Origin of the sequence: Sulfitobacter sp. AS92 (assembly GCF_038900015.1) — a bacterium.
In the GTDB taxonomy this organism is placed as follows: Bacteria; Pseudomonadota; Alphaproteobacteria; order Rhodobacterales; family Rhodobacteraceae; genus Sulfitobacter.
On sequence record NZ_JBBMQL010000018.1, the window covers coordinates 32,948 to 57,602 of the forward strand.

General features: G+C 55.5%; 19 protein-coding genes and 1 pseudogene. 9 read left to right on the top strand and 11 right to left on the bottom strand.

The features are described from left to right. Window positions 1-1,058: 1,058 nt before the first annotated feature. The gene (locus WNY61_RS18805) at window positions 1,059-1,574 is read left to right on the top strand and encodes a hypothetical protein (protein WP_342852972.1); all 516 of its coding nucleotides are present in this window, start codon (window positions 1,059-1,061) and stop codon (window positions 1,572-1,574) included. After that, on the top strand, window positions 1,574-2,812 hold the full coding sequence (locus WNY61_RS18810) for a hypothetical protein (protein ID WP_342852973.1): 1,239 nt from the start codon (window positions 1,574-1,576) through the stop codon (window positions 2,810-2,812). The genes WNY61_RS18805 and WNY61_RS18810 overlap by 1 nt, the downstream gene beginning before the upstream one ends. Before the next feature lie 67 nt (window positions 2,813-2,879). Here WNY61_RS18810 and WNY61_RS18815 read toward each other — a convergent pair whose 3' ends face one another. The 8 genes from WNY61_RS18815 to WNY61_RS18850 form a co-directional block, all read right to left on the bottom strand. Beyond that, window positions 2,880-3,818, bottom strand: coding sequence for an endo alpha-1,4 polygalactosaminidase (locus WNY61_RS18815; RefSeq protein ID WP_342852974.1), 939 nt, complete (start codon window positions 3,816-3,818; stop codon window positions 2,880-2,882). Window positions 3,819-3,832: 14 nt separating this feature from the next. Continuing rightward, entirely contained in the window at window positions 3,833-4,966 is a 1,134-nt protein-coding gene (gene galE / locus WNY61_RS18820) for a UDP-glucose 4-epimerase GalE (protein ID WP_342852975.1), read from the bottom strand. Window positions 4,967-4,994: 28 nt separating this feature from the next. After that, complete coding sequence (locus WNY61_RS18825; protein WP_342852976.1) at window positions 4,995-8,888, bottom strand: hypothetical protein; 3,894 nt, start codon at window positions 8,886-8,888, stop codon at window positions 4,995-4,997. Between the two features lie 569 nt (window positions 8,889-9,457). Continuing rightward, window positions 9,458-10,792 carry a type II toxin-antitoxin system HipA family toxin gene (locus WNY61_RS18830; protein WP_342852977.1) on the bottom strand — a complete coding sequence of 445 codons (1,335 nt, stop codon included), beginning with the start codon at window positions 10,790-10,792 and terminating at the stop codon, window positions 9,458-9,460. Between the two features lies 1 nt (window position 10,793). Further along, complete coding sequence (locus tag WNY61_RS18835; RefSeq protein ID WP_342852978.1) at window positions 10,794-11,042, bottom strand: helix-turn-helix transcriptional regulator; 249 nt, start codon at window positions 11,040-11,042, stop codon at window positions 10,794-10,796. A 388-nt stretch (window positions 11,043-11,430) separates the two neighbouring features. Beyond that, the gene (locus WNY61_RS18840) at window positions 11,431-11,844 is read right to left on the bottom strand and encodes a cytochrome c (RefSeq protein ID WP_342852979.1); all 414 of its coding nucleotides are present in this window, start codon (window positions 11,842-11,844) and stop codon (window positions 11,431-11,433) included. A 37-nt stretch (window positions 11,845-11,881) separates the two neighbouring features. Next, the gene (locus WNY61_RS18845; RefSeq protein ID WP_342852980.1) at window positions 11,882-13,705 is read right to left on the bottom strand and encodes an ABC transporter ATP-binding protein; all 1,824 of its coding nucleotides are present in this window, start codon (window positions 13,703-13,705) and stop codon (window positions 11,882-11,884) included. An 8-nt stretch (window positions 13,706-13,713) separates the two neighbouring features. Further along, window positions 13,714-14,577: a glycosyltransferase gene (locus WNY61_RS18850; protein WP_342852981.1), complete on the bottom strand. Its 864-nt coding sequence runs from the start codon at window positions 14,575-14,577 to the stop codon at window positions 13,714-13,716. Window positions 14,578-15,116: 539 nt separating this feature from the next. Between WNY61_RS18850 and WNY61_RS18855 the strand changes: the two genes are divergently transcribed. From WNY61_RS18855 to WNY61_RS18885, 7 genes are all read left to right on the top strand, one after another. Continuing rightward, window positions 15,117-16,547 carry a glycosyltransferase family 1 protein gene (locus WNY61_RS18855; RefSeq protein ID WP_342852982.1) on the top strand — a complete coding sequence of 477 codons (1,431 nt, stop codon included), beginning with the start codon at window positions 15,117-15,119 and terminating at the stop codon, window positions 16,545-16,547. A 230-nt stretch (window positions 16,548-16,777) separates the two neighbouring features. Then, entirely contained in the window at window positions 16,778-18,202 is a 1,425-nt protein-coding gene (locus tag WNY61_RS18860; RefSeq protein ID WP_342852983.1) for a TolC family outer membrane protein, read from the top strand. A 159-nt stretch (window positions 18,203-18,361) separates the two neighbouring features. Next, complete coding sequence (locus WNY61_RS18865) at window positions 18,362-18,712, top strand: type II toxin-antitoxin system YhaV family toxin (RefSeq protein WP_342852984.1); 351 nt, start codon at window positions 18,362-18,364, stop codon at window positions 18,710-18,712. A 248-nt stretch (window positions 18,713-18,960) separates the two neighbouring features. Further along, entirely contained in the window at window positions 18,961-19,431 is a 471-nt protein-coding gene (locus WNY61_RS18870; RefSeq protein ID WP_342852985.1) for a hypothetical protein, read from the top strand. Window positions 19,432-19,863: 432 nt separating this feature from the next. After that, the gene (locus WNY61_RS18875; RefSeq protein ID WP_342852986.1) at window positions 19,864-20,337 is read left to right on the top strand and encodes a hypothetical protein; all 474 of its coding nucleotides are present in this window, start codon (window positions 19,864-19,866) and stop codon (window positions 20,335-20,337) included. A 228-nt stretch (window positions 20,338-20,565) separates the two neighbouring features. Further along, window positions 20,566-21,549: a glycosyltransferase family 2 protein gene (locus WNY61_RS18880; protein WP_342852987.1), complete on the top strand. Its 984-nt coding sequence runs from the start codon at window positions 20,566-20,568 to the stop codon at window positions 21,547-21,549. Further along, the gene (locus WNY61_RS18885; protein ID WP_342852988.1) at window positions 21,549-21,938 is read left to right on the top strand and encodes a GtrA family protein; all 390 of its coding nucleotides are present in this window, start codon (window positions 21,549-21,551) and stop codon (window positions 21,936-21,938) included. The genes WNY61_RS18880 and WNY61_RS18885 overlap by 1 nt, the downstream gene beginning before the upstream one ends. A gap of 4 nt (window positions 21,939-21,942) precedes the next feature. Here WNY61_RS18885 and WNY61_RS18890 read toward each other — a convergent pair whose 3' ends face one another. The 3 genes and pseudogenes from WNY61_RS18890 to WNY61_RS18900 all read right to left on the bottom strand — a co-directional run. Then, window positions 21,943-23,859, bottom strand: a complete 1,917-nt coding sequence (locus WNY61_RS18890) for a hypothetical protein (RefSeq protein WP_342852989.1) — start codon at window positions 23,857-23,859, stop codon at window positions 21,943-21,945. Window positions 23,860-24,164: 305 nt separating this feature from the next. Continuing rightward, window positions 24,165-24,368, bottom strand: a pseudogene (locus WNY61_RS18895) (UDP-glucose 4-epimerase GalE); the annotation flags it as partial. A gap of 128 nt (window positions 24,369-24,496) precedes the next feature. After that, a partial coding sequence (locus tag WNY61_RS18900; RefSeq protein WP_342852991.1) for an ATP-binding protein occupies window positions 24,497-24,655 on the bottom strand: 159 nt, incomplete at its 5' end.

Consider the following 24,655-nt stretch of genomic DNA (forward strand, 5'->3'; position numbering starts at 1 on the left):
CTACGTTTGATACAGCCCCTATCGCCGGTGTCATAAGCTGGTTTTCTTCTGATGTGCCCGCCCCCCAGAGGGTCGCGGATTGGCTTGCTGCAAAAGAAAGGGACTGTGGTAGAGCGCTGCCTCATGTGGCGATCGGTGAATTGGGGGGCGCCCCCCTTTGGCATCAATTTGGTGTAGACCGGGCCCGGGCGGCCATCTTGCATGATGGCGCGCGCGATAAGATCGAAACTGCCCGAGGCTGGAAGCCGCTTGACGGATTGCTCGAGGTGCCACCGGGGTTGGTCGTGGCGCCCGTGGTTCCCTCAGGGGGCGTGCCGATTGTGCGGATGAGCGCAAACGATGGCGCGCCCCGGGTACTTGGGTTTCAGCGCGGCATTCAAACGTGGCTTTCGGACCAGCTTTTGGCCGATCGCGCAGAAGGGGCTGCCGCCGCAGTCGATCTGGCGCGTGTTTTTTTGTCTTATACTGGCACAGGTCCCACTCCGGTGCCGGATCTTGCAATGTTTCAGGGACGTCGCATCGCGCTTTCAATGCTGCTGGCAGAAGGATGGCAACTGCGTGCCCCGCCTTCGGGAGGGGCGTCTCTCGGCATCCCGGTTTATGCTTTTGCCCGCCAGATCTTCGAAGCAGAAGGCGCCCCCGTCACCTTTGGTTGGCCTGAGCCTTCTTTTCAGGAGCTCTCCGATGAGCCCGGTGCTGCCGCTGCAGCAAGGGCTCTGAAAAAGGCACGCCATGTCCACAGTCTTCCTCTTACAAAGGCTGACGGTTTTCTGTCTTTTGGGTCACCTGTTGTTCTTCGGCTCTTGTCCGCAAGTCAGGGAGGGTGGGGCGCATCCCCCCTGCCTGATCAAGTTGCAGTGGCCCCGCTTATCGGACCTTCAGGGTTTGGCGACCCAACGGGCTTCTATGCGCGTGCCACAGCGGTCGCACGGAGTGAGAGGCCGTGGCCTTTTGCGCCAGATACGCTCGTGGTGCGGGCACAAGATTTGCTTACAGAGACCGGACGGGCAGCTGTGATACAGGTGCGGGCGCTTCATGCGTCACAAGACCGGGCCGCAATGAGTGTGGTTCAATACGCTGAACTGCTGAAGGGTGCCGTTTCTACCCAGATCGAGCCTCTCGGGTCTCATGTATGGCGGATCGCCAATCGCGGTGCCTTGCACACAGTGCGGTTTGATCGCCCGGGAAGTTTAGCCCTAGATATGGGCCGCAGCAGGGGGGTGTTGGGGTCTTGGCGGTTGGGCTCTGCCCTGTTCATCGCGTTGGATCCGGCCATTGAGACGCCTGTGATTGCTTTAGGTCCGAAGCACAGCATCCCAGATGCTGCTTTGCAAGCAATTGAACTGGTCGAGGCGGGTCCAAAGCTGGAACGCGTGCACCGTGACGGATGCCGAACGACGGCTCTGGTCGAAGGCACAGGTCAGATCACCGCCCGGGCGCCGCTCAAACCCGAAATCCGCCTTGCGCAGGACCGTTTGCCCGTCTTTTCATCGGGGCCGAATTTATGGCAATTTATGGTGCCGGACCATCTTGCAACATCAAGGGGGCTAACCTTGATGGTAGGGTGTCCTTGATGCGGGACCGTGACTTCGTGTTGCCCCTTGTTATGCTTGTGGTCTTTGGGGTCGGTGCTGCTTTTTTTCTGGTGCCCAAGGGAGAGCTGGATCAAGAGGCACAACTGACCTCATTGTCTGAAACCCAGGCGCTGAGCTTGCTCAATGCAGCAAAAGACCCTCTTTCACCGCCTCTTGCTTTTCGGCAAGCAGAGTTGACGGCCGCCACAGGCAACGGCGCATTGGCCGATAGATTGTTGGCAGACCTCACAGTGCGCACCGGACCGACAGCCAGTATTGCGGCTGCCCGTGCCGATCTTGCGTTTCGCGCCGGCAATCTGCGACAGGGAGCAGATTACCTTGCCGCTGCTCAAAGCCTTTCGCCAAACGACAACCAGCGCCAGAAGTTAGCGGATACCTACCGCCGACTTGGCGATAGCGCTGCAGAACGCACAGTCCTTTCCACTGTCCCATTGACGAAGCTGACGGCTTCAGAGCGCATCCGGTTGGTTGATCTCATGGCGGCGGATGGTGCGATTTTACAGGCATTGGACGTGGCGCATTCCGCTTTGCTATTGCCAGGACAGAACAGGTCGGCTTTAGCAGAACGCTTTGCTGCGATTGCCCTGAGCGCAGAGCAGCCCGATCTGTTAATTCAAGCGACGGCCACTGTACTCTCAGAGCCAGATGGGCCAGCCATGATGATGTCTATTGCCAAGGTGATGACGGCGCGGCCACGTCTTGCAAAGACATTCGCTGCAGCCGTGGTCTCTCAAGTGCCGGATGCCAGAGCTCTTTTGACAAAAGCATTTACGGAAGTGAGGCTTTACGACGCTGCGCGCTTGATGATCCAGCCTTGGGTGACCTTCGGCTCGGTGACAACCGAGGGCTGGGAGGCCGTTATACTTTACGCCGATAGAAGTGGTGACATTGGCCCTCTCAAACATCTGTTGCAGCAAATGCCGGTACAGGAACAACCCCCAAAGAACGTGTTTTTGCCTCTCATACGATATGATGGCGAGGGCGCGCTCTTGCCTTATCAGCTTTGGTTGACGCCTGAGTATCTTGAAAATGCCCCTCTGGTGGACGCAGCATGGGCGCTGACACGGCAGCGACCAGATGAGGCGTTTGTTGCTCTGCAGCGGGGCGTGCAAACGCCCCATGACCAGACGCTATGGCTTTCCCTCGCGCGAAGGCTGCAGGGTACGGAGTATCTTGACCGTTTGCAGGAACTGGCAGGCGATGCGCTTGACCCTTAAGGGCCTGTTGCAAAGCAGGTCTTCTTCGGCGCCGCGGGACGCTTCTCAATAACCAGTGAGCTCGAGGCTAAGGCGCACTCGGGACAGGCGGTTCAAGCGAAGAGAAGCTGCCATCCAGAACAATATAGGGCGCATACCCTTTGACCTGCGCTCTATTCACCATGTCTTCGGTTTGTGCCTTAGAGGCAAAGTCCAGTGAGAGAACTGGGATGCCTTTGGCAAGGTAGTCTTCTTGCAAAGCTGTATGCAGAACTGGGGTATCTGCGCCGCCAAACCCATCTTCGATCATAATGCCGTCGATTGCAGCACGATAGCTGTTGAATGCAGCTCGGTTTTCCGACCCGGCATCTCGGCCTACAAACACGCCATTGTTAACAATAATCAGAGCGTTACAGCGCACTGTACGCGCTTGGGCTGCTATATCTTGAACGAGAGATAGCATGACCTCAGCTGCTGCGGGCACATCTGACGGCATGTCTGGCGCTTTGTCTGTCAAAGAGCCCGCCACGAAGTAATTCAGGGCGTCATCAAGAAAAAGACCGTCGACGCCAGTGTTCATCAAGCGGATGACACGCTGCCGAAGTATTATTCGCCATTCGCTCCGCCAGAACGCAGCGAGCTTGTCACCGCTCGATGTCTCTGGCCCAAGCCACGGGGGCGTTTTCCCGTCTTCAGGCCAGTAATCGCGCCAAGGCTCTACCTCCGTGAGGTTCAGATAGGCCAATACGGGCCGCTTGCCCTGGCGGCGTATCCGCTCCATTTCTTCTGGGGTGAAGGTGACTTCACGCCCATCCGACGTATCAGCTGCGCCTATTTTTGTCGCTTCGATGATCAAGAGACCATGTGGCGCCTGTGCCAGTGTTTCCGCTTGGAACGAAGCCCCCCAGTATTGAACACCATAACCGGACTTGAGCGCCGACGTGAGGCGCAGGGCTCTGCTATCAGCCGGTTCTGTGCAGGCGAGGCCAGGCAGAGAGGTCAGGGAAGCCGCTGCTGCAACAAACATGCCGAGAAACCTTTTCAATTGAGGATGTCTCGGCCGCCATGCGCCGGGAGATATGCTTCCGCTGCTGCTGCGTGATCGGATATGATCTGATGTGCGAGCGAGGACATACGCATACCATTGTTCGACTTGTCACGCTCACGTTTTTGAAAATTCCAATGATCGCGACACATTTCTTCGAGACCGAGCTTAGGCGCCCAGCCAAACAAAGCAAGACTAAGCGAGGGGTCTGCCAATGAGGCTGGAACATCCCCCGGACGACGCGGGCCCATCTTATAAGGAACTGGAAACCCACAAGCTTTGGAGAATGCGTGAAGCACTTGCAGCACCGTATGGCCCTGACCCGTGCCCAGGTTGACTTTGCGATGAGGTGTATAATCCGCCGAGGCTGAAAATAAATGCTCCACCGCAGCGACATGTCCGCGTGCAAGATCAACGACATGGATGTAATCACGACTGCCTGTGCCGTCGCTGGTCTCATAGTCACTGCCATGGATTTGTATGTGGTCTCTTATTCCTGCAGCTGCTTGGGCGATATAGGGAAAGAGATTGTTTGGCACGCCGCGGGGGCACTCGCCGATGAGCCCGGACGCATGGGCGCCAACCGGATTAAAATAGCGCAACGAAATAGCCTGAAAATCGGCCAGAGAAGCTGCGGTGTCGTCAATGATTTCCTCGATCATGAGCTTCGTCCGCCCATAGGGATTAGAGACAGACGTGGGGGCTGTCTCGCAGATGGGAAGCATCTCAGTGTCGCCATAGACCGTGGCTGAAGAGGAGAAGATTAGCTTTTTGCACCCGACCTCTCGCATCGCTGAGAGCACTGATACCGCACCTGTAATGTTGTCATGATAATAGAGCAGTGGATTGGCAACTGATTCAGCCACAGCTTTTTTGCCAGCAAAGTGCACCACTGCGTCGATCTTGTGGCGCTTTAGCACATCCGCCATTAACTGCGCATCGCGGATATCGCCTTCCACCAGGCGCACATCGGCGGTGCCTGCAATCAAGGGAATTCGTGCAACCCGGTCACGATCAGAGTTTTCAAAGTTATCAAGAATGACAACCGAATGTCCTGCCTTCAAAAGTTCGACTGTGGTGTGTGAGCCGATGTATCCAGCCCCACCAGTGGTGAGAATGCGCCTCTTCATTGTGCTCTCCTTCATCACATGCCGCCAATCACAGCATCCATGATCCATCATTGAACTGGAAATTTTGCGTATCGAGCTGGGCACGCTCAAGACCCACAAGATCGACAAGATAATCGTCTCCGAAGGTCAGTCTTGTGCCTGTATCGTAATCTACAAATGCGTTCAGAATGTCGTCTTGGGTTTGCCAAGGGGATGCGGCTGCATCAGAGCGCCAATCCAATACAATAATTTCCGCAAGGGGGTCGAAATCCAAAACTTTCGTGCCAGCGGACTCCATTTTAAGGACAAATACATCCTCTCCTGCGCCGCCCAGTAGTACATCCGCGCCGCCCTGACTGCTAAGCGTGTCATCTGCAGAGCCACCCATCATAATCTCATTGGCGGATGTACCTGCTGTGCTGCCCTCGACATAGTCCACCGACAGCACGTTCAGCCCCTCCCCCAACACAAGCATCATCCCCTCAGACGTCACTTGATGGGCCGTGAGCGCACCGCGGATAATGACATTTCCATCCCCCCAATCTGCGCCAAGATTGAGAGACAGATCACCCCCGCCGATGATTTCAGCGAGAAGATTACGCCCATCACCGCTGAGCGACACCAATTCTGATCGATCCGGAAGCGCGGTCAGACGCGTTACATCTTCGACCGCTCCCCTTAGGGTAATCTCAAACTGCCCACCGCCCTGCGGCAGAAAGACTTGGGTCCCTTCCCATGCATACCAGCCAGAGACCGCGCTGATTTGTTCGCCGACATCGAGCGCAAAACGTCCCGCGGCATCCCCGGAAATTATCTGCGCAGTTATGCTGTCATCTGTCCGGTTGAGTGTGAGTTCGCTGGCTTCAAATGTCTCAATACGTTCAGCGAGATCTTGGCCTGTTACGAACTCGGTTCCGGATGCATGTGCCAAGGCCAGAAAATCATCAAACAGTTCATAAGTGTAGGATGAGGATTCATTATCAAATGACCATTCGGTCGGCCCGTAATCATGCCATGGGAAAGCAATGATAGGAGTGTCGGCATTGTTGGTGATGTCTAAAAGCTCCGCGGCCCAAACGGCCGCGGCCTCTTCCAAGGAGAGGTTTTGAAAGTCGACCAGCGAAAAATCGAAACTCATGTTTGGCGCAAGATACACTGTTTTTTGGTCAGGAGTGAGGTACCCAAAGGCACCTGGGTAGCCGGCACCTTCGCCAGAATACCCCCCCGACAGGTAGTCAAAAAATCGGATAATCTCGAGCGACGTATCAAGGGTTTCGGGAGCACCTGGCACAGCCGCCCCCGTGATATCGATGCCGAGCCTTTGGGCGATTTCGAGCGTAGAGGTCTCGAACTGGAAGCGGAAGGAGTTGTTCAGTACTTCCTGTTCTGACACGGATAACTCCCAAGGATTGAGGCTATCAGGATCGCGTGGATCGATGCGCGCGAGCAAGTCCAGCAGCTCAGGGGTGTCGCCCATCAAAAGGTTCGTGTCTTCTGGGTGCGTGTAGCTGTGTGTGCCGATCTCATTCCCCATGGATAGGATCGCAGTGTAGTAGGGCAGAGAGACGGACCAATCTGTCTGCTGATCTGGCGGGTTTGCCCCTACATTTATGTAATAAGACCCCACGAAATCATATCGCTCTTTCCAGTCCGCCAAAATCGGTACGAGACGATCGTAGATGCCTTCATCCAACACAGCCACGTCATAGTATTCTTGGCTTTGGTCCATGTCGTTGCGCGAATAGAAGAGGGATGAGCCGCGTGACATTTGCAGCCCGATACCTGCCGTGCCCGGATCATCTTTGGCGACCCAGTCTATGGCTTCGTGCAAGATATTGGAGTTGCCAATGACCGCATCTGTGGCGAAATGCACATTGCGGTTGTCGTTGAGCTCTGTGGCAATAACGGCTTCTTCTGAGATTTTGACACCGTTTTGTGTGAGAACTTGATCAAACAAGACTTCGGCAGTTCCCGTGATATCTTTAAAGTGCAGGTATGAGGTCAATGTCTCATAGCGGTCGATCGAGGCGCCTGCGGTATAGCCTTCCAGTATTGAATGGCTTGCATCTCCTGCGACCACTTCAACCCCTTGTGTCGCGCCGAACCCCTCGAGGGTGACCCCTAGAAGGGATTGCATCCGTGCGTAGGAGTTTCCGGCCAGCGCAGCACCGGTCTCATCATTGGTCATGAAATTGCCTGCAGCGATTAGGCCAGTGCCGCTTTGTGCAGCAAGGCTTAACGCCTGGGTGATCTCATCAACCTGATCGGCGCGGACATTGGCAAAGCTGGGGAAGACCAAAGCATCATATTGCGCTAGAAGTGCGGCATCGGTCAGGGCGGTTTCGTCCAGAAGATCGAAGGGAATGCCTGACTGCATGGCCTGGTTTTGGGCGGACATGATCAATTGTCCATAATTCGTAATGTTAAAATAGTTCGCAGCCGTTGTTTCTGAATAGACAATGCCAACGCGAACATCAGGCGTACCTGGGAAACTGGGGGGCGTGCCGGCAATTAGATTTCCGTTTGCATAGTCCCCTGGAAGATACACAGAGTTATTGATATCGGAAAATATGCGAATTTGGGTCTCAAAGCTGGCAAAACTGCGCGGCAAGGCAATTTCAGCTGAGCGCCCACCTTCGGCATAGCGGATATCGAGGGTTGAGACGAACACCTCGCCGGCCCCCCCAGTATAAAGAGCCGCAGTCCCGTCCTGAGCGATCTCAATGTTATATTCCGCGCCGCCCGCAAAGCCCCAGATCTGATGACCTGTAGACCGGCTTAAGTCGGTATCCAGCCAAATGGTTGTGCCAGCCCCGATCCCTGTGTCTGACGTGAGGCCAATAACGGCCCCTTCCTCCACAACATCGGCAAAAATCTGTGCGCCATTGTCGTCCGTTGCATAGAGCAAATTTGAGGCCGGGTGTTCGGACAAAACACCGTCAATTACATAGGGCCCAAAGACGACAGGAGCCGGTGAAACGGTGTCACCCACAATAAGGTCTGTGTTTGAATAATCCCCCGGCAGAAAAACCGAATTGTTCACGTCCGCTAAGACACGAACCGCATTGGTGATACCTGCATCGGCCAAGGACACAGCCACTTCTGCGATGGTGCGGTCGGCATTGTAACGCAGGTCGAGATCGCTCACAAAGACCTCCCCCGCGCCACCGCTGTAAAGAGCTGCAGAGCCATCTGCAGCAATCTCAATGTTATATTCTGCACCGCCTGCAAAGCCCCAGATCTGATATCCGGTGGAAGGATCAAGGTCTGTGTCGAGCCATATCGTCGTGCTCTGGCCAATCTGAACGGGGGCATTGATTGCAAAGACAGCGTAGCTTTCTGAGATCGCTCCATGCAGTGCTGTGCCATCGTCTGCAGTATAAAGCGGCGCATTCTCGGTCCAATCGGCCAAGTCGCCGTCTAGCGTGAACTGCCCTGCAGCAACAGGCGCAGGCCCGGACTGCTCGCCTGGTCCGACGATCAGGTCGATGTTTGAATAGTCATTGGGAAGGAAATACTGATCATTTACATCTGCAAAGACGCGCAGATACTCCTGCAATGCCAACACGGAAGAAGGGAGTGCAACTTCCATCACGGTTCTGTCGGAGTTGTACTGCACTTCGAGCGGGGCAACAAAGGTCTCGCCTGCGCCGCCCGAGTAGAGTGCCGCCGTTCCGTCTGACGCGATTTGAATGTTGTATTCGGCCCCCCCCGTGAACCCCCAAATTTGGTGGCCGGTTGATCGGTCAAGATCGGTATCAAGCCAGATTGTGGTGTTTGCTCCAATGGGGGCGGTGCCACTGATTGCGAAGATCACACCATCAGGCCAAGTCTCGCCGTAAAGAGAATACCCACCTGACCTTGATTCAGTAAACAGGGGCCTGCTGCCGGTCCAATCACCCATGTCTCCGTTGACGGTTTTTGAGCCGATCTGAACTGACATTTTGCTGTCTCCTAGCGGGGTGATGGCGCCCTGTAGGTAGGCGCCTTGGGGTTTTACTTATTATCCGCCGGAGGATGTCTGAGGCGCAATTGTGCAGAGGGCTTAGAGCAAAGCTGGCAATCTTATCACAAAGGGGGATTTTGCTGAAGAAATGCACCCTTTGGTGCGCAGGCTATCCTCCTTTTGATGTCTGTCTTCGGGTTCAAGAACACCCTGGAGAGGTTTGGTCACCCACGCCGCTTGAACTTGAACAATGGCAAAATGATTTCCGACCCTAGGTGAGAGCAACCCCACACCGCTGGAAGAGCGCGTACAGATGGAACGGGTCCTCCAGCATAAAGCGGGTCCATATCACAGTATTCAGGTTCAAAAATACATGAGGTTCTCAGGCACCACGATGCGTCCTTTGCGACAGGTCCAGACACCTTCGGGCGAAACTGCATTGGAAATGCATATTTTCACGTGCCGGAGAAAAGCTGCCTTGTTCGTCGAGTTGAGAAACCGGGTGCAGAGTTCTTTGGCCGCATCAGGGGAAACAACGGTCTCCAGATTCGATGTAGCCTCGTTCCTTAAAGCAGCTGCCTGACTTGCGTGACTCGCTCCATGGCATCACTTTCGATCGGATCACTGACAGTGCCCGGCACCAGTTTTCCAAGCTTGAGCCGGGTCCGATCCAGCGCGGCGTCAAGCCGCTCTGCCATATCATACAATAGCTCCAAAGCGCGGCCTTTGGGCAGTCCGGCAGCGCGCGCTTCGGCTTCATAGTGGCGAGGTACTATCTCGTCGATACCGTAGTGGCCGTCGATCGACATGGCGAGCCGATAGCGTTTCCGTTGTGATCGCCCTGCACGCACGATCGGGGCGATGCTCAAGATATCATAGAGAGGCGCCAGCCTAAAACGCCCTTGGCGCCCGAGATGGAGGCTGAAATTTTTGGCATGCCCATCCGAGGCACCGATCAGGTAAAAGAAGATTTGCGCTCGAAAGAATGTCTCTCGATCTTCGATGGGCGTATCGGATTCCCGCAGCAACTCCATTATCTGCCCGATACCAGGGCCACCGGCCTTCTGATATTTTCTTGCGGAGGGATACCCCAATGACTGGCAGATATCCTCCTGGGGCAGACGCATTAGTTTGTCCCCTCGCCAATCCCGATCAAAGCGCTCAACCGACAGAGCCAGCTGGTCGGGAAGGGTGATCTTTTCGACATGCGCGGCAGGCAACCCGATTTCGCGTGCGAGGGTCATACAAAACAATTCATTCTCGACACTGTCGCTTAGGTCGAGTTGGTCCGGACCAGGGAGCACCCCCATAGGCGTCTTAAAAATATGGCTTGTCGGTGTGATGCCGCGCGGCTTGGCCCACTGACTATCCACTTGAAGGTAGGCTGTCTTTTCTTGCGCACCGGCGATGGAAATCCGAAAATCATCGTCGACGCCCTGTGCGAGTGGCGCTGCTGCGAGGTTCTTGAGGTCCGCTACCATCTCCTCTTCCGAGATGATGCGATACAACATGTCTTGTTCTGCTGGGTCCTCCCCTATCGGTAGAAACTGAAGCGCCCCCACACAATCGCGCCCCAATACCGACAGTAGTGAGTATACATCCTGTCCGGCAGCGCCGACGCGTGCGGCGATCTTCTCCCGCAGATCTCCTTCTGCATCGGGCAAAAGGTTGTCGAAAGCTGCAACCACCGGATTGCCATGCCATTTTGCCTTAGACAGCGGCAGTACGCTGGCAACAGGAAAGGCGGTGTCGGATTCCAGCCAGTCGACATCATAGGTGAAGCCGATTGCGCCATCCGCTCCCCGTGTCAGTGTTCCGACTTTGGATCTCTCGTACCATACAGCAGTTTTACTTTGGCGTCTGTTGCGACCGGTGCGACCGGTGCGGGGAATGTGCGCCATTTCAGTTTATGTCTCGACCGGACAGACGGTCTGACACCGAAAGCTCAGCGCTCATGGCTTCCAGTAGGCGCAAATAAACATCGAGACTCGCTGCCACAACGCCGTTTTCAATGTCCGAAATGGTGGATTGAGCAGTGCCTGTAATTTTGCCCAATTGCTTTTGACTCATGCCCTGCGCAGTCCGCCGCGCGCGCAAAGCTGTGCCTGCCTGCCGCAGACTGCGGACGGGATATGCGGATGTATTGCTCATGGTATTTTGAAAGCTCCAAGGCGATATTGCCAATTTATAGCTCCTAAGCTAAAATATGTAAATATCGCCTATAGACTATAAGTTATTTTTATAGCCCATAAGCTATCTCATTTCCTCAATCTCAAATCGGCCAGCGAAATGATCGCCAAGGCTCCTGAACACGTTGGCCCAGACCGAATGACCTTCATGAACTTGCATGCTCTTCTGACTGACAGGGTGATAAAAGACGAGGATGCCGTGGGTCGGCTGAGACGTCGGCCCGCGGCATCATTGGCAGCGTCTACACACCAACGGCAATTCCGCAGCGGATTGATGACTGTTTTATCCGAATTCTGACGACAGCTGGAGATGCGGGGCGCTCACGGTGCGTGTCAGCCCGATTGCTTCCTTAACGCTGGATGCTTTCCAGATAGACAAGCAATCCTGCCAGCTCACGCGGTGTTGGTGTAAGAATGCCGTCTATTTCGACCGGCACCGTATCATGTGCCATCGCTCCCCCGAACTGTGGCATGGTGCGCTCCATGTTGCGCTGCTCTGGGTGCCCATAGATATAGCTGAGTGCCCACGCGCGGGGAAAAGTGCCGTCGTTCTTGCGGGCCAGGAGGGTCAAGTCTGCAGGAGCTGAATCAAGATCCGCCGCTAAAGCCCCGTTTCCTTTTCCTGAGGCTCCATGACACGAAACGCAGTTTTCCGCGTAGAATTTAGCGCCATCGGGTGCTTCTGGCATGGAAGGTATTGCGCAGGCTGCGAGCGCGATACCAGCACTCGACAAGAGGAATAGAGGCAGTTTGAACGATGGCATATCTATTCCTTTACGTGGCGAAGCAAACGAAGCTCGCTCAACCATAACTACTGCGCTGCGCATTGAACATAGCGGCATAGAGGCCTTCTTGGGCCATCAGTTCCGCATGGGTGCCTTCTTCGACCACCCGTCCCTCATCGAGCACATAGATATTGTCGGCATGGGTCACGGTTGAGAGGCGGTGGGCAACGAGGATGGTGGTTTTATCCTTGCTGAGCTCGCGAATGGCGTCGCGCACCTTTTCTTCGGTGCGCTGATCAAGCGCGGATGTGGCCTCATCGAGCAGCAAGATTGGGGCCGAGCGCAGAAACGCTCGCGCGATGGCGATACGTTGTTTCTGACCCCCTGAGAGTTGGGAGCCTTTTGGGCCCAAGGGCGCGTCGCCGCGATCGCGCATTAACTGGTCGATACCCACAAGTTCAGCTGCGCGCCAGATTTCTGCATCGGTGGCCTCAGGACGGACGTAGCGGATGTTTTCCCAGATCGAGCTGTTGAAGATGACGATGTCTTGGGCCACCACAGAAAACGATTGGCGCAGCTTGTCGACGCGCAACTCTTTGACGGGCGCGCCGCCGATGGTGACGACCCCTTCGTTGACATCGTAAAGCCGGGCGATGAGGCTTAGAACCGAGGTTTTACCGGATCCGGTTGCCCCGACGATGGCGGTGACCTTGCCGCCCTCAAAGACCATGTTCACGTTGCAAAACAGGGGGTGTTTTTCAGAGTATTGAAAGGTGACATCATCCAGAATGATATCGCCCGCAGCGTTAAATGTCTCTTTGGCATCCGGCGCATTGGTGATGCTGGGCACTTCACGGTAAAGAGAGCGCAGGCTGTCGAGAATGATCAAGCTGGCTTGCATGCTGACAAAGAAGGCGGTGAGGCGCCGCGCAGGGTCAAAAATCAATGCCATGCCAATCATAAAACCGATGATGCCAGCGCCATCCATCTCAAATCCTGGGCTGAGGGCCATGTAGCCGCCCACCCCGATGATCAAAACATAGATGATCGCGGCCAACACATCGACGGTGGGGCTCATCATCGCCTGCAGTCTTTGCAGACGAATGGAGAGGTCCCTGATTTCACCGGTCGCTTTGTTGAGGCGGGCTTTTTCCACGGGCTCTTGGTTGGAGATTTTGACGGTGCGCATGCCGTTCGTCATCTCTTCGATCCCGGACATGTAGTTGCCCATCGCATTCTCGGCGTTTGCTTGTGTGCCTTTGATGCCCTGCGAGATCCGCCGAACCACAATGGTGATGGTGGGCATGACGATGATCACCAGCATGAAAAGAGCCGGGTTTTTCCAGATCAGATACCCTGAGACGGCGATGATGGTCACAGTATCGCGTACCGCGTTAACTGTGGTCTGGCCAATGAAGCCCGACAGATCCTGCGCCTGATTGACCAGCCGCAAGATGATATCGCCCGATTTTGTCCGCTCAAAAAACGCCAGATCCAATGTCATCATGTGATCAATCAGATCGCGCCGCATCTTGAACACCGCGTCGCTGGCCAGCCAGGCTGAGAGCCTAGGAACCCAGTAAGACATCACTGCGCGGAGGAAAAAAATCGCCAGCACCATGCCGCAGACTTTTACCAGCCCTGCGACAGTGCCTTCATCGAAGATCACCCTTAACCCGCTTTCAGTGAGGGCGATAAACTGCTGATAGGCAAAGCCCTGAACGAGGATCATCGCCATGACCAGGCCCAACCAAGGCGCGCGTTGTTTAAGATAGGTGGACCAGAACCAGGAGATATTGTCCTTATCTTGGTCGTTGAAGAGCGGCGCACGTTTTTTGGCTTTGGGCGCTGCTTTCGCCGTGTCGGTTTGCGCTGCTGCGGTATGATCTTGGTCGGTCATGGTATGCTTCAGGCTTCTTGGGAGCCGGCGGATACCGTGGCGATGATATCTGTCGCAACGTTGTTCCAGGTCCGGAGTGAGGAATGGTTGCGCAGAATTTTGTCTTTTGCTGCGGCATATGCCGCGGGATCAGTCTGCATTTTGTCGATAAGGGCCGCGAGCGCTGTGGGATCGTTTGGATTAAAGTATTCTGCCAAATCTCCCCCCACTTCACGCAACGCCGGGGCCGTGGCGGACAGGCCGGGGGTTCCCAGCCATAGGGCTTCACCCAAGGGCAGACCGAAGCCTTCCATGTGGCTTGGGATAATCAACGCGCGGGCTTTTTGATAAAGAAGGCGCAAGCTCGCTTGGTTCGGGTTCAAAAGGAGGCGCACTTTATCTTTGATCGGTGCCACCTCTGGCCTGTCGAGATATGCGACAGTTCTCTTTCTATGGGCGCCGGCCAAGACAAGCAGCGGCACAGGGCGGCCTGTTTTGTGCAGATGAAGCATCGCCTGCAGAATGCACTCAAGATTCTTACGTCCCGTCATCACCCCGACGCCTAAAAAATAGGGGGTATCGGGGATGTCGATATCGACCGTCTCGTTTGTTTCGCGCAGCTCATGTGGCAGGGGGACGGGCACAACGGGAGGGAGGTCGGGCAGATGGCCGGAGGCAGAAAATTCTTCGATTTCTGTCTTTGTGAAACGGGAATTGGTCATCACCTTCTCGGCGTGACTGATGACGATCCGATTGTCATGGGCGAAATTACGCGCAAACATGCTTTGACGCGGGTGCGCAAACTCATGCAGCGGGATCATATCGTGGATCAGCGGATAGAACCGCGGGCGGATGTTCTGCTTGTCCAACGCGACGAGGTAATCTGCCATCATTTTAGGCCGCCCGAGGGACACGAGGATTTGGTCTGAGAGATCAACTTCGCGCAGACTGCCTTCGGGGACCGCGCGGCGCCATCTGCTGAGGCAGATACGTTTTATAACTGTGCGTACAAGCGGGTAGATTGCATCGCGCAGCGGATGAGGCTCGGGAAAACTATAGCGAATGCGCATGGGCTTTGCGGCGGCCGGGATATTAGGATCGCAGACGCCTGTTTCAGAGGCCGCACCGATGTTTGGATCGACCTCAAAGAAGCGATCATGTGCCGGCGAGAAGACCACAAAGCGTATGTCAGCCGAGGAGCGGGCGAGCTCATACCCCACTTCCATCACGGTTCTCGCAATGCCGTAATATTTGAACTTGACGCCAGAAGAGAGAAATTGTTCTGAAAGGTCATAGTATATTGGGCTCATAAGTCCTCTTAACATCGTCCCTGGGGTTGAGGAACTTTAACTTGTTCTTCACTGAGCGTCACTAAGGCGGTGCTCTACCTTTCTTGGGCGTTAAGCACCAGAGTCAAGGAAGAGAACCCGACATGTACTATTTTGATATGACCGACATTCTGATCTACGTGGAGAAAGAGACCACAGTGTCGGGCATTCAAAGGGTTTCTTTTGAGGTCATCCGCCGCATGGTCGCCCGCTTGGGGGCCGACAATGTGCGGCTGAGCTATTGGGACCGGGCGCGGCGCGCCTATGTCGCCATCGATTCCAGCTTTATTAGGGACATGGAAGAGTTTTCTCCCGATGATTTGGGGCGGGTTTTCTTTGGCAAGAAGGCACGCTCTCAGCATGATGCTGCGCCCACCTTGGTGCGCTATCGCAACAGGCCCCTAAAGTACTGGTTTTATCATAAGGTGCGTGCGTATCACGCGGCGCGTGGACATGAGCGCTACTTTGCCAAGATGGGCTCGAGCATTGAAGAATGGGAGACCTTCAAAACGCGGCGCGCGCCGCTCCAAACACAGGGGGCGGCAGAGCTCTCTCGAGAGGACGTGAGCCAGACCGCGAAGCCAGGCGATCAACTGATTATTCTAGGCGCGATTTGGAACATCGATGGGCTGGAGCCCGCCCTGCAGCGCTTGAAGGACGACAAGAGCCTTGAGATCTACCAGCTGGTACATGATCTGATCCCGATCATTGCGACTGAGCATATTGCGGCGGATTTCTCGGGCGAGTTTTACCATTGGTTGCTGGCATCTTTGGGGTATTGCGACCGCTTCATTGCGAATTCGCAAAACACGGCCCGCGACCTGCAGCGCTTTATGGATGAAGTCGGGCAGCAACGCCCCATTGACGTGGTGCCCTTGGCGCAAAAGTTCAACGTGGTGCATTCCAACCGGGTAAGGGATCCTGCAAAGCCGTTCAAATCGCGTCTCAGCAGTTTGCAGGGGTTGCAGCAATCTGTGCTGAACTTGACCAAGACACCCTTTGTCTTGGTCGTGGGCACGATGGAATCGCGCAAGAACCTTTGGCGTCTCGCGCAAGCCTGGCAGCGCCTTATTCAAACCCCGGGGCTTGATGTGCCCAAGCTTGTTTTCGCGGGCAAGCCGGGCTGGTATAATGACGACTTTGAAGAGTTGATGACGGCCACCGGCAACCTAGGGGGATGGGTGCAATTTGCCAAACGTCCCAGCGATACCGAGCTTGGGTTTCTTTATGAGAACTGCCTTTTTACAGCGACCGTCAGCTTTTACGAAGGCTGGGGCCTGCCGATTGGTGAAAGCCTGTCCTTTGGCAAGACCGCGGTGGTGGCGGATAATTCCTCCATGCCTGAGGTCGGTGGAGATTTGGTGGAATATTGCGATGCCCAGTCCATCAGCAGCATCTATGAAGCCTGCCACAGGCTCATCGCGGACCCTGAGCACCGGCGCGTTCTGGAGCAGAAGATCAGCACAAGCGCGCTGCGCACTTGGGATGATGTGGCGCATGACGTTGAGGCCGTGTTGAACCACAAGAATGGCTGAGGCGACGCAACAGATATCAAATGCAAACTTTCCGCAGATATGGCATAGTCCTTCCCAAGATCACTGGCGTCACATCACCTCTCATTACTTGGACGTGAAGGCACGGCACAGCACACTGACAGCGGCAGCCGGACCTTTGAGGACCTTAATTGTGAACGATCAGGGCAAGAAAAGCGCATCCGCCCGTTAAGGAAAACGTGATTGCGCGCAAACAAAAGGCAAAACGAGCAATGAACATACCTCATTTCAAACGGTCCCTGCGACGCGCAGTTGTCGCTTTGCCCCTCACGCTGGCGCTGTTGATGCCGCGTCCCCTATGGGCCGAAACCTTGGCGGACGCTCTGGTCGGCGCCTATGAGTATTCGGGGCTCTTGGATCAAAACCGCGCTTTGTTGCGCGCCGCTGATGAAGATGTGGCCAGCGCCAAAGCCGCGCTCAAGCCGGTGCTGCGGTGGGCCGGAGCGTTGACGCAGAGCTTTGGCAACACGCGGGCTTCCAGTCTCGCGCCCTCGCAGTCCACGGACGCTCTGACCGCGTCGATCAATCTGATCGGGGAGCTGCTGCTGTATGATTTTGGCGCAAGCCAATACCGGATTGAGGCGACAAAAGAGACGGTGCTGGCCACCCGCCAGACGTTGCTTGACCTCGAACAGCGGGTGCTGCTGCGCGCCGTGGCTGCTTATATGGGGGTCATTGAGGCCTCGGATGTTGTGGCGCTGCGCAACAACAACCTACGTCTCTTGACCCAAGAGTTGCGTGCTGCGCGCGACCGTTTTGAAGTGGGGGAGGTGACGAACACGGATGTCGCTCTCGCGGAAGCACAATTGGCACAGGCCCGCAGCGGGTTGGCAGGGGCCGAGGGCGCCTTGCTGCGCGCTGTCGAGGAATACATTAATGTGGTCGGGCGCAGACCCAGCAATCTCAGCCCCCCACCGCAGCTGCCCAATGTGGGTGGCAATATCGAGGCTGCCAAGGCGCTGGCGGTCCGCCGCCATCCCGCCGTTTTGGCAGCACAGCATCAAGTTGCGGCCGCACGGTTGGCGGTCAGTTCAAACGAGGCCGCGATGCAGCCTCGGGTGACGCTGCAAGGGAACTACGGTCTTTCCGAGACATTTGACAGTCAGCGCTACAATCGCAGTGGCAGTGTTGGGGTGGAGGCCGGTCAGACGATCTATCAAGGTGGCGCTTTATCCTCAGCCGTACGGCGGGCCATGGCCCAGCAGGATGCGCAGCGCGCCAATCTTCATGTTGTGAGCCGCGAGGTTTCTCAGGAAGTTGGCAATGCCTATGCGTCTTTGACCTCGGCACGGGCGCAACTTGAAGCCTCGGACCGGCAGATCCGCGCGGCACGGACCGCCTTTGAGGGGGTGCGGGAAGAAGCAAAGCTAGGCGCCCGGACCACATTGGATGTTCTGGATGCCGAGCAAGTGTTGCTGGACGCGGAATCGACGCGGGTCACTGCACGCGCCAATCTCTATATCGCGGCCTATGCCGTCTTGGCCGCCACCGGGCAGCTCACGGCGCGAGATCTGCGCCTGCCCGTGCAGCTTTATGATGCTGCGGCCTATTACAATCTGGTCAAGGACGGCCCCGCCAAATATTCCAAGCAGGGCAAAGCGCTCGACCGAGTGCTGCGGGCAATTCAAAAGAACTGAAGTCTAAGGGCAGACCCTTAGGGTTGGGCTTGGGCCACGGCCACAAAACCACGCAATCAGAACGCCTCCAAAGGATTTTTTGGGAGGACGATTGCGCGCTGGAGGGTATGTAGCTTGCGATCCTGCCGGCCGCGAGGTCGGTAGGATCCTGTTTGCAATGTGTTTGTCTTCAGAGATGAAGCGACGGGCCGATCAATCGATCCGGGCACCCAGGTCTTCCGACAGGGAGGTACTCTCGACGATCACCGAATGCATTGGTTTCGATCAAAATTCTTTCAGCAGTATTGGCTGTTCTACTGGTTCAACAGTGATGCAAAGGTTATCGTGCTTGCATGGGTGAACGATGAGAAGACCTTGCGGGCGTATGGTCGCAAAATTGATGCCGATGCAACCTTTAGAGGGATGCTGGACGGTGGAAACCAACCAGAGACATTCGATGCGCTCATGAAAGAAGCCATGGGGGCAGCGGAGCGTTTCGCGGAAGCTCTTAAGGGGGCACCTGACCCTTAGCGTATGCAACGCTGGCCTGCGAGGGCACCAGTTTCCATGGGCGTGCTTGGTTCTTGGCTTATGATACATGGGCAGAGCTGAACCACACAATATAGCGTGCAATTGCCGAGTGTCTCTCCCGTGGCTGTAAAGTTCAACACCTGCGTGATAAATACGGAGGCTTAAAGGCGCTCATATGCGCCGTCATTCCCGCGTGAAGACGCACTGTTGCCGCAGCCCGGCGCTTTTTAACGATAGGTTGAGCTTTCATGTCCAGTTTGCGCGCGCTTGCTCTGACCCCGTCCCGCCGCCCAATTGTCTTGTGGTTGACGACGAGCCTGATGATTTGCATCGGTGTCCTGACGCTCTTTCCCCTGGGCCTTCCGGATGTGGCTGGCAGCGATAAGGATCACCATATATTGGCCTTCGCAGCTTTGGTCCTGCCTTGCGCCGCTCTCTATCCTCAGGGGCTTTCCCGGGTAATTCTGGGGGCCACAGCCTATGGCGCTCTTATTGAAATCATACAGCCCTTTGTCGGACGATCAGGTGACTTTCTCGATTTTATCGCGGATTTGGCGGGCATTGGGTTGGGATCCATTCTGGGCCTCGGGATAAATTATGCTGCCCAACGCTATGCCAATTTTCGGCGCCGCATCGTTCCAAGCCGTGCGGCGAATGTTATTCCGCTCTATGACCCCCGCCCGCGCGAAGCCGCTGCCAAAGACCCCCTGGAACCCTGAGCAGTCTCTATACCTCCAGCGGGTCTTCATACGTAAGGTCTATGTTGCTTTGCTTGGAAGTCATCCCAAAGCGATGCGGGAGAGTGCCGGTGCTTTTGGAAGGTTTCGAGCTGGCTTTGGAGCTCCGCTAGATTTGCCTCTGCCCTCTGAAGGACTTTGTCATTCTTCGGGGGCCGCCGGCCTTGCGCGTTGAAGAGCCGCCAAAGGTGCGCGCTTAGACTGCCGAGAGATAGGTTCGAACATCAGTGCAGACCGAGACTGCAGGGACCCCATGCCTATAGCCGGGGGTGTTTTGCGCTGTCATCACATTGTGAGTTTGCTTAGACAGAAGGTGAATGCATGCCCCAAAAAGGCCTAGGCGTTTGGAAAGGCAAGAGTTTCCTTTAGCCTCGACGCTTACACGAACGGGCTATTCTGCACAGGAGTGATAAAATGCGAAGTCGGGTAAGCTATTATTTTATAGCCATTTTCATGATTTTGGGCCTCGGGGCCTGTGGGTTTGAGCCGACCTATGCCTCTGGCTCTCAGCTGGGTCGAGATCTTGAAAATATTAAGTTGGTGGCGCCTACAAACCGGGAGGAGTATATTTTTACCCGCAGTTTTGAGCGGCGCCTGGGCCGCAATCTGGGTGCCAGCACAACCCTGCGGTATAATATTTCGATATATGATCAAGGCTTAGATGTGAGCGACATGAACATTTCTCATAAAGTAGGAAATGTGAGCTATCAGTTGATCGATGAGACGAATGGGGATGTGATTACCTCTGGAAAAGTAGACTCTTTCACATCCTACTCTTCCGAAGGAACGTTGTCTGTTGCAGCACAGGATGACGCCAGTGAGAGGTTGCTCATCATTCTGGCAGATAAGGTTATTTCCAGGTTGACGGCCCAGCTGCCAGTCAGCTGATACCCAAGTGCTTGACCATAGCGGTACAGCGCATCCGTCCTCATCGTGACGCAAGACGCGGCCCCCACGTGCCTTCCAAACAGAGAGCTTCTTTCCTTCCTGAGGGGATGTGGTGGGTTAGGGTCGTTTATTTATAGATGTTGGGGGTGTGGTTTTGTTAAGCCTGTCGGGGAAGTTTAGCATTCAGCGTGTTGCCTTGGGTGACCGTATTCAGACATTAGGTTCTCAATGACCAACACTCCAGACAGCATGGGCGCCCCGGAATTGTCCCTCGTTGTGCCTATGTACAACGAGGAAAACGTAATTCAGCGTTTTTTCGACACGGTCCGTCCGATACTGGATGATATTGGGCTCCCCTACGAGATCGTTTGTGTCAATGACGGGTCGCGCGATGCCACGCTTCTTGCACTGACAGGTATTGCACGGAAAGATCCGCGCGTGCGGGTCGTCGACTTGACGCGGAACTTCGGTAAAGAGGCAGCGTTGACCGCCGGGCTGGATCTGGCGCGCGGTGCCGCTGTCATCCCAATCGACGCGGATCTGCAAGAGCCGCCTGAGCTGTTGCCAAAAATGGTGGCGCATTGGCAGGATGGGTTTGATGTTGTGTTGGCGCGCCGGGCTGAACGCAGTTCGGATACGATGTTTAAGCGCGGCTCGGCCCGTATGTTCTATCGCTTGCTTCGAATAATGTCTGATGTGGAAATCCCAGAGAATGTCGGAGATTTCCGTTTGATGGACCGTGAGGTGGTGAATGCCTTGCACCGCCTTCCAGAACGCACCCGCTTTATGAAGGGAATATTTGCCTGGCTTGGTTTTCGCCAAACCACGATCGATTTTGTGCGCCCCGCGCGCCAAGAGGGAAGCGGTAAGTTCGGGTTTCGAAAACTGTTCCAATTGGCGATGGAGGGGATCATCTCCTTCAGCACCGTGCCGCTCAGAATGTGGAGCTATGTGGGATTTATGGTCGCGGCCGCGGCCCTTTTGTTCATGCTCTATATCTTGATTGATACATTGTTGTTCGGTCGCGATACGCCCGGCTTTGCCACGATCGCCACGGTGCTGTTGTTCTTCAACGGGCTGATCATGATCAACTTAGGCATTATTGGCGAATACCTAGCGCGCATATTCACCGAGGTGAAGGCACGGCCTATTTATTTGGTGCGCGAGCAGATTCAGTTTGAGACGGCAGACGCCGAGGAACATAAACCCTAATGCGCCATCTTCTTGGGGAAATCTTGCGCTTTGGAGGCGTAGGGGCATTGGCCACCGGGGTGCATGTAGGCACCTACCTTGTCATGCTTTCACTCGTATCGCCTCAAGTCGCCAACGCTATAGGGTTTTTAGTCGGCGTCGGCCTGTCGTATGTGGGGCATACGTGGTTCAGTTTCGCGGGGTCTTCCAAGCAGGCGGGGACGGGCCGCAGGCTGGCGCTACGTTTTGCCGTGGTGGTGGCGGTGGGCTACGTGCTCAATGCATTCTGGGTGGCCTTGGTCACAGAAGGGTTGGGATGGGCATCAGGCTGGGCCGGGTTTTTTATCGCCTGTGTAACCCCTGGCATCACGTTTCTTTTGCTTAAATTCTGGGTCTACGCGCCCCGATAATCTATCAGGGCCTATGTAGGAGAAGTCCTTTTAAACCAATACCAAGCGTGCGGGTATCCCCGCCAGTTGGGGGCGCATGGGCATCTGGCAATATGAGCGTCAGGGTGATGGTCTCCTGTGCAGGATCGTGAGGCAGGAGGCGGAAGATCGGATCAGGGGATTGGCCTTCTGAGCCGCGCGTGCCTTCCCAAAGTGTTTGGCCGTTTTGTGTGACGATAAGGCGTTGCGCGCTCCGGTCTGGGCCCAGAAACATATGCGCATCGAGCTGCAATTTTGCCTGATCCCCGGGCTCTAACCCTTTTGGGATGATGATCAGCTCCGCTTTTTCTGCGTGGCTCCAGACGCCCCAATCCTCGATTTCAGACCAGCCAGCTCCTAAATACCTCGACCCTTCATCCCCGCCAATATTCTGCAGATCTTCCGGCCTTAAATTAGGGAGGTAGCTCCCCGCGAGGCTGCGCTGTAGCACCTGCGTGCCTGAACAGTCACTTTGACGGCGGACGGTCTCGAGGTAGAGGGGCCAGAACCGCAGGGGGGCCTCGTCCTCGTGAAAAGGAACCACATGACCGGGGTCGATGAGATCATAAAGCTGGGCGGGCGTTTCGGGAACTAAGTTTGGCGTACAGGCCAAGAGCTGAGCGCTTTTCCAAACTCTATCGTAGCGCAGCATGTCTTGGGCGACATGCCAGTGGTGCAGGCCGCCCAGAGCAAAGATCACTGCAGTTACGCAGGCCACCAGATGGCGCCGGAGCTCCCCGAACCTTCTGTGTGGGCTGTGCTGTAAGGCGGTTACCCCGGCGACGGCCAAGAGCAAGACCACCCCTAGAATGCTGGTGCGGCTGTCGAGATAGGCGCAATGGCCTGTTCCTTGACACCAGCCCTGCTGCTTTAGCGACGCGCTGACAGGCAGCGTTACAAAGATCATGCTGATCAGCAGAAACGCCGCGACTGCTGCCAAAGAGACTTTTTTGCCAAAGGGGATACGAAGGGTCAAAAGGATGGCGGCATACATGGCCAGGCCTGACAGGGCAGTCCCGGTCCAGACCGAGAGCGGCACCTTTAGAAAGCGGCTGCTGAAGCGCGGCAGCACCAACCCATCATTGATATGGTGCCAGGTGGTGCCGATCAGAGCGCTGAGATTGCCGATCCCTGCGAGAGAGTTTCCCTCATACCCTGAAGGATGCGCCAGCCGATATGCAATATAGACGCCCACTACCAAACCCAGAGTGACGATCTCAATCCAGACGCGTACATCTTTCACAAGAGCGCGCAGCCAGGACAGAGGGCGGCGCAGGGACAAGGGGTGGTTGGCAAATACCTCTGCGGCAACCATGACGATGCCCAAAAGCAAAGCAAATTCGGTGGCCAGCATGGCCCCGAACTGAAGCAAGCGGTTCAGTACGCTCCAGCCCCCCCGTTCTCCGTAAGACAGGGCAACAAGGCGACAGCTGACCAATACCAGAAAAGGCAGAGTGTTCTGTAAGGGGTAGGTGGTGGGTGGAAGATGTTCAAAACCCAAGGGATGCAGAGCGAGGAAAATAAGAAAAGAAAACGGTGCGATGGAAAGTTTGAGCACCTTGCCCGCATAGACAAAGATCAGCCAGACCGTGGAGAAGTAGAGCGTGACGAACACGAGGCGCCAGATAAATACCTCAGACATCAGCGCCGCGAACATATTGATGGGCTGAAGATAGAGAAATCCGACCCGTCCTTGCCCTTCGGCAATCCAGCGGGCCGTTTCCAGAACGGTTTTGGGTCCCTGCAGCGCAATATAGGTGAAATAGACATCGTCAGCTGACAGCCGGTAACCGGTTAGGAAAAAATGTCCATGCCACAGTGCTAGTAGAAATATCAGAACATAAAGGACTGTTTTGCGCATATGAGGACGGTCAAAAAGACCATGCAGATAATCTGGTCGCATCAAGAGCCCTAATTGCTACTCAAAATGTTGCATGCGTCCAGCTCCAGATCTGTGGGACTTTCTGGAACGGAATGCTTGTCGCTCGCCAGCAGGGCTGCGGGCTTTAGGCTGTCCGGGGACAAAAGGGGAAAATGACCGAACGTATAATCAATCTCGGATACGTACCTCGAATTCCACATATGCACTTCCCCCGTATTTTGTCTCAAATGTGTAGGCGGCGGGGGACGCTCTGACAATGGATATGCGATGATAGAGATTGGATGCGCCTGCCTAAGGGGTCAGTGCTCGTAATGGCCGGATTTCTGCTACTGCCAAGCGTCGGCGATCATCTGTTCCAAAGTTGAGCGCTTAGGTTGCCAGCCCAGTTCTTTGATTGCGCGAGGAGAGCCTGACACAAGTTTGGTGCAGTCACCTGGACGGCGCGCGCCGATCTTATGCGGCACCGCTTGGTTGGTTACAGCGCGGCTGTGATCCAGCACCACGCGCACCGAAAAACCGCTGCCGCTGCCGCTGCCAAGGTCGAACATGCTCCGCAGCATAATTGTTCTCTCTCATAAGACGAGATGTTGATTGTCACCGAGAACTGACCCGGCATTTTCACCGAGACTTGACCCACCCAGTTGTTATGTTCTTTGCTTTATGATGGCGTCAATGCTGCTTTCTCTTTTCGTTTCTGTTTGGCAGTCGCCGAGCTGGCCTTGAACCGATAGCTGTCATTTCCGGTCTCGAGAATGTGGCAACGATGTGTGAGGCGGTCGAGGAGCGCGGTGGTCATCTTGGCATCACCGAACACGCT

Excerpts from the sequence above, each read along its gene's own strand:
- WNY61_RS18805 (WP_342852972.1), top strand. The coding sequence starts at position 1,059 with ATGAGTGTGGTTCAATACGCTGAACTGCTGAAGGGTGCCGTTTCTACC.
- WNY61_RS18810 (WP_342852973.1), top strand. The coding sequence starts at position 1,574 with ATGCGGGACCGTGACTTCGTGTTGCCCCTTGTTATGCTTGTGGTCTTT.
- WNY61_RS18815 (WP_342852974.1), bottom strand. The coding sequence starts at position 3,818 with ATGTTTGTTGCAGCAGCGGCTTCCCTGACCTCTCTGCCTGGCCTCGCC.
- galE (WP_342852975.1), bottom strand. The coding sequence starts at position 4,966 with ATGAAGAGGCGCATTCTCACCACTGGTGGGGCTGGATACATCGGCTCA.
- WNY61_RS18825 (WP_342852976.1), bottom strand. The coding sequence starts at position 8,888 with ATGTCAGTTCAGATCGGCTCAAAAACCGTCAACGGAGACATGGGTGAT.
- WNY61_RS18830 (WP_342852977.1), bottom strand. The coding sequence starts at position 10,792 with ATGGCGCACATTCCCCGCACCGGTCGCACCGGTCGCAACAGACGCCAA.
- WNY61_RS18835 (WP_342852978.1), bottom strand. The coding sequence starts at position 11,042 with ATGAGCAATACATCCGCATATCCCGTCCGCAGTCTGCGGCAGGCAGGC.
- WNY61_RS18840 (WP_342852979.1), bottom strand. The coding sequence starts at position 11,844 with ATGCCATCGTTCAAACTGCCTCTATTCCTCTTGTCGAGTGCTGGTATC.
- WNY61_RS18845 (WP_342852980.1), bottom strand. The coding sequence starts at position 13,705 with ATGACCGACCAAGATCATACCGCAGCAGCGCAAACCGACACGGCGAAA.
- WNY61_RS18850 (WP_342852981.1), bottom strand. The coding sequence starts at position 14,577 with ATGATGGCAGATTACCTCGTCGCGTTGGACAAGCAGAACATCCGCCCG.
- WNY61_RS18855 (WP_342852982.1), top strand. The coding sequence starts at position 15,117 with ATGTACTATTTTGATATGACCGACATTCTGATCTACGTGGAGAAAGAG.
- WNY61_RS18860 (WP_342852983.1), top strand. The coding sequence starts at position 16,778 with ATGAACATACCTCATTTCAAACGGTCCCTGCGACGCGCAGTTGTCGCT.
- WNY61_RS18870 (WP_342852985.1), top strand. The coding sequence starts at position 18,961 with ATGTCCAGTTTGCGCGCGCTTGCTCTGACCCCGTCCCGCCGCCCAATT.
- WNY61_RS18875 (WP_342852986.1), top strand. The coding sequence starts at position 19,864 with ATGCGAAGTCGGGTAAGCTATTATTTTATAGCCATTTTCATGATTTTG.
- WNY61_RS18880 (WP_342852987.1), top strand. The coding sequence starts at position 20,566 with ATGACCAACACTCCAGACAGCATGGGCGCCCCGGAATTGTCCCTCGTT.
- WNY61_RS18885 (WP_342852988.1), top strand. The coding sequence starts at position 21,549 with ATGCGCCATCTTCTTGGGGAAATCTTGCGCTTTGGAGGCGTAGGGGCA.
- WNY61_RS18890 (WP_342852989.1), bottom strand. The coding sequence starts at position 23,859 with ATGCGACCAGATTATCTGCATGGTCTTTTTGACCGTCCTCATATGCGC.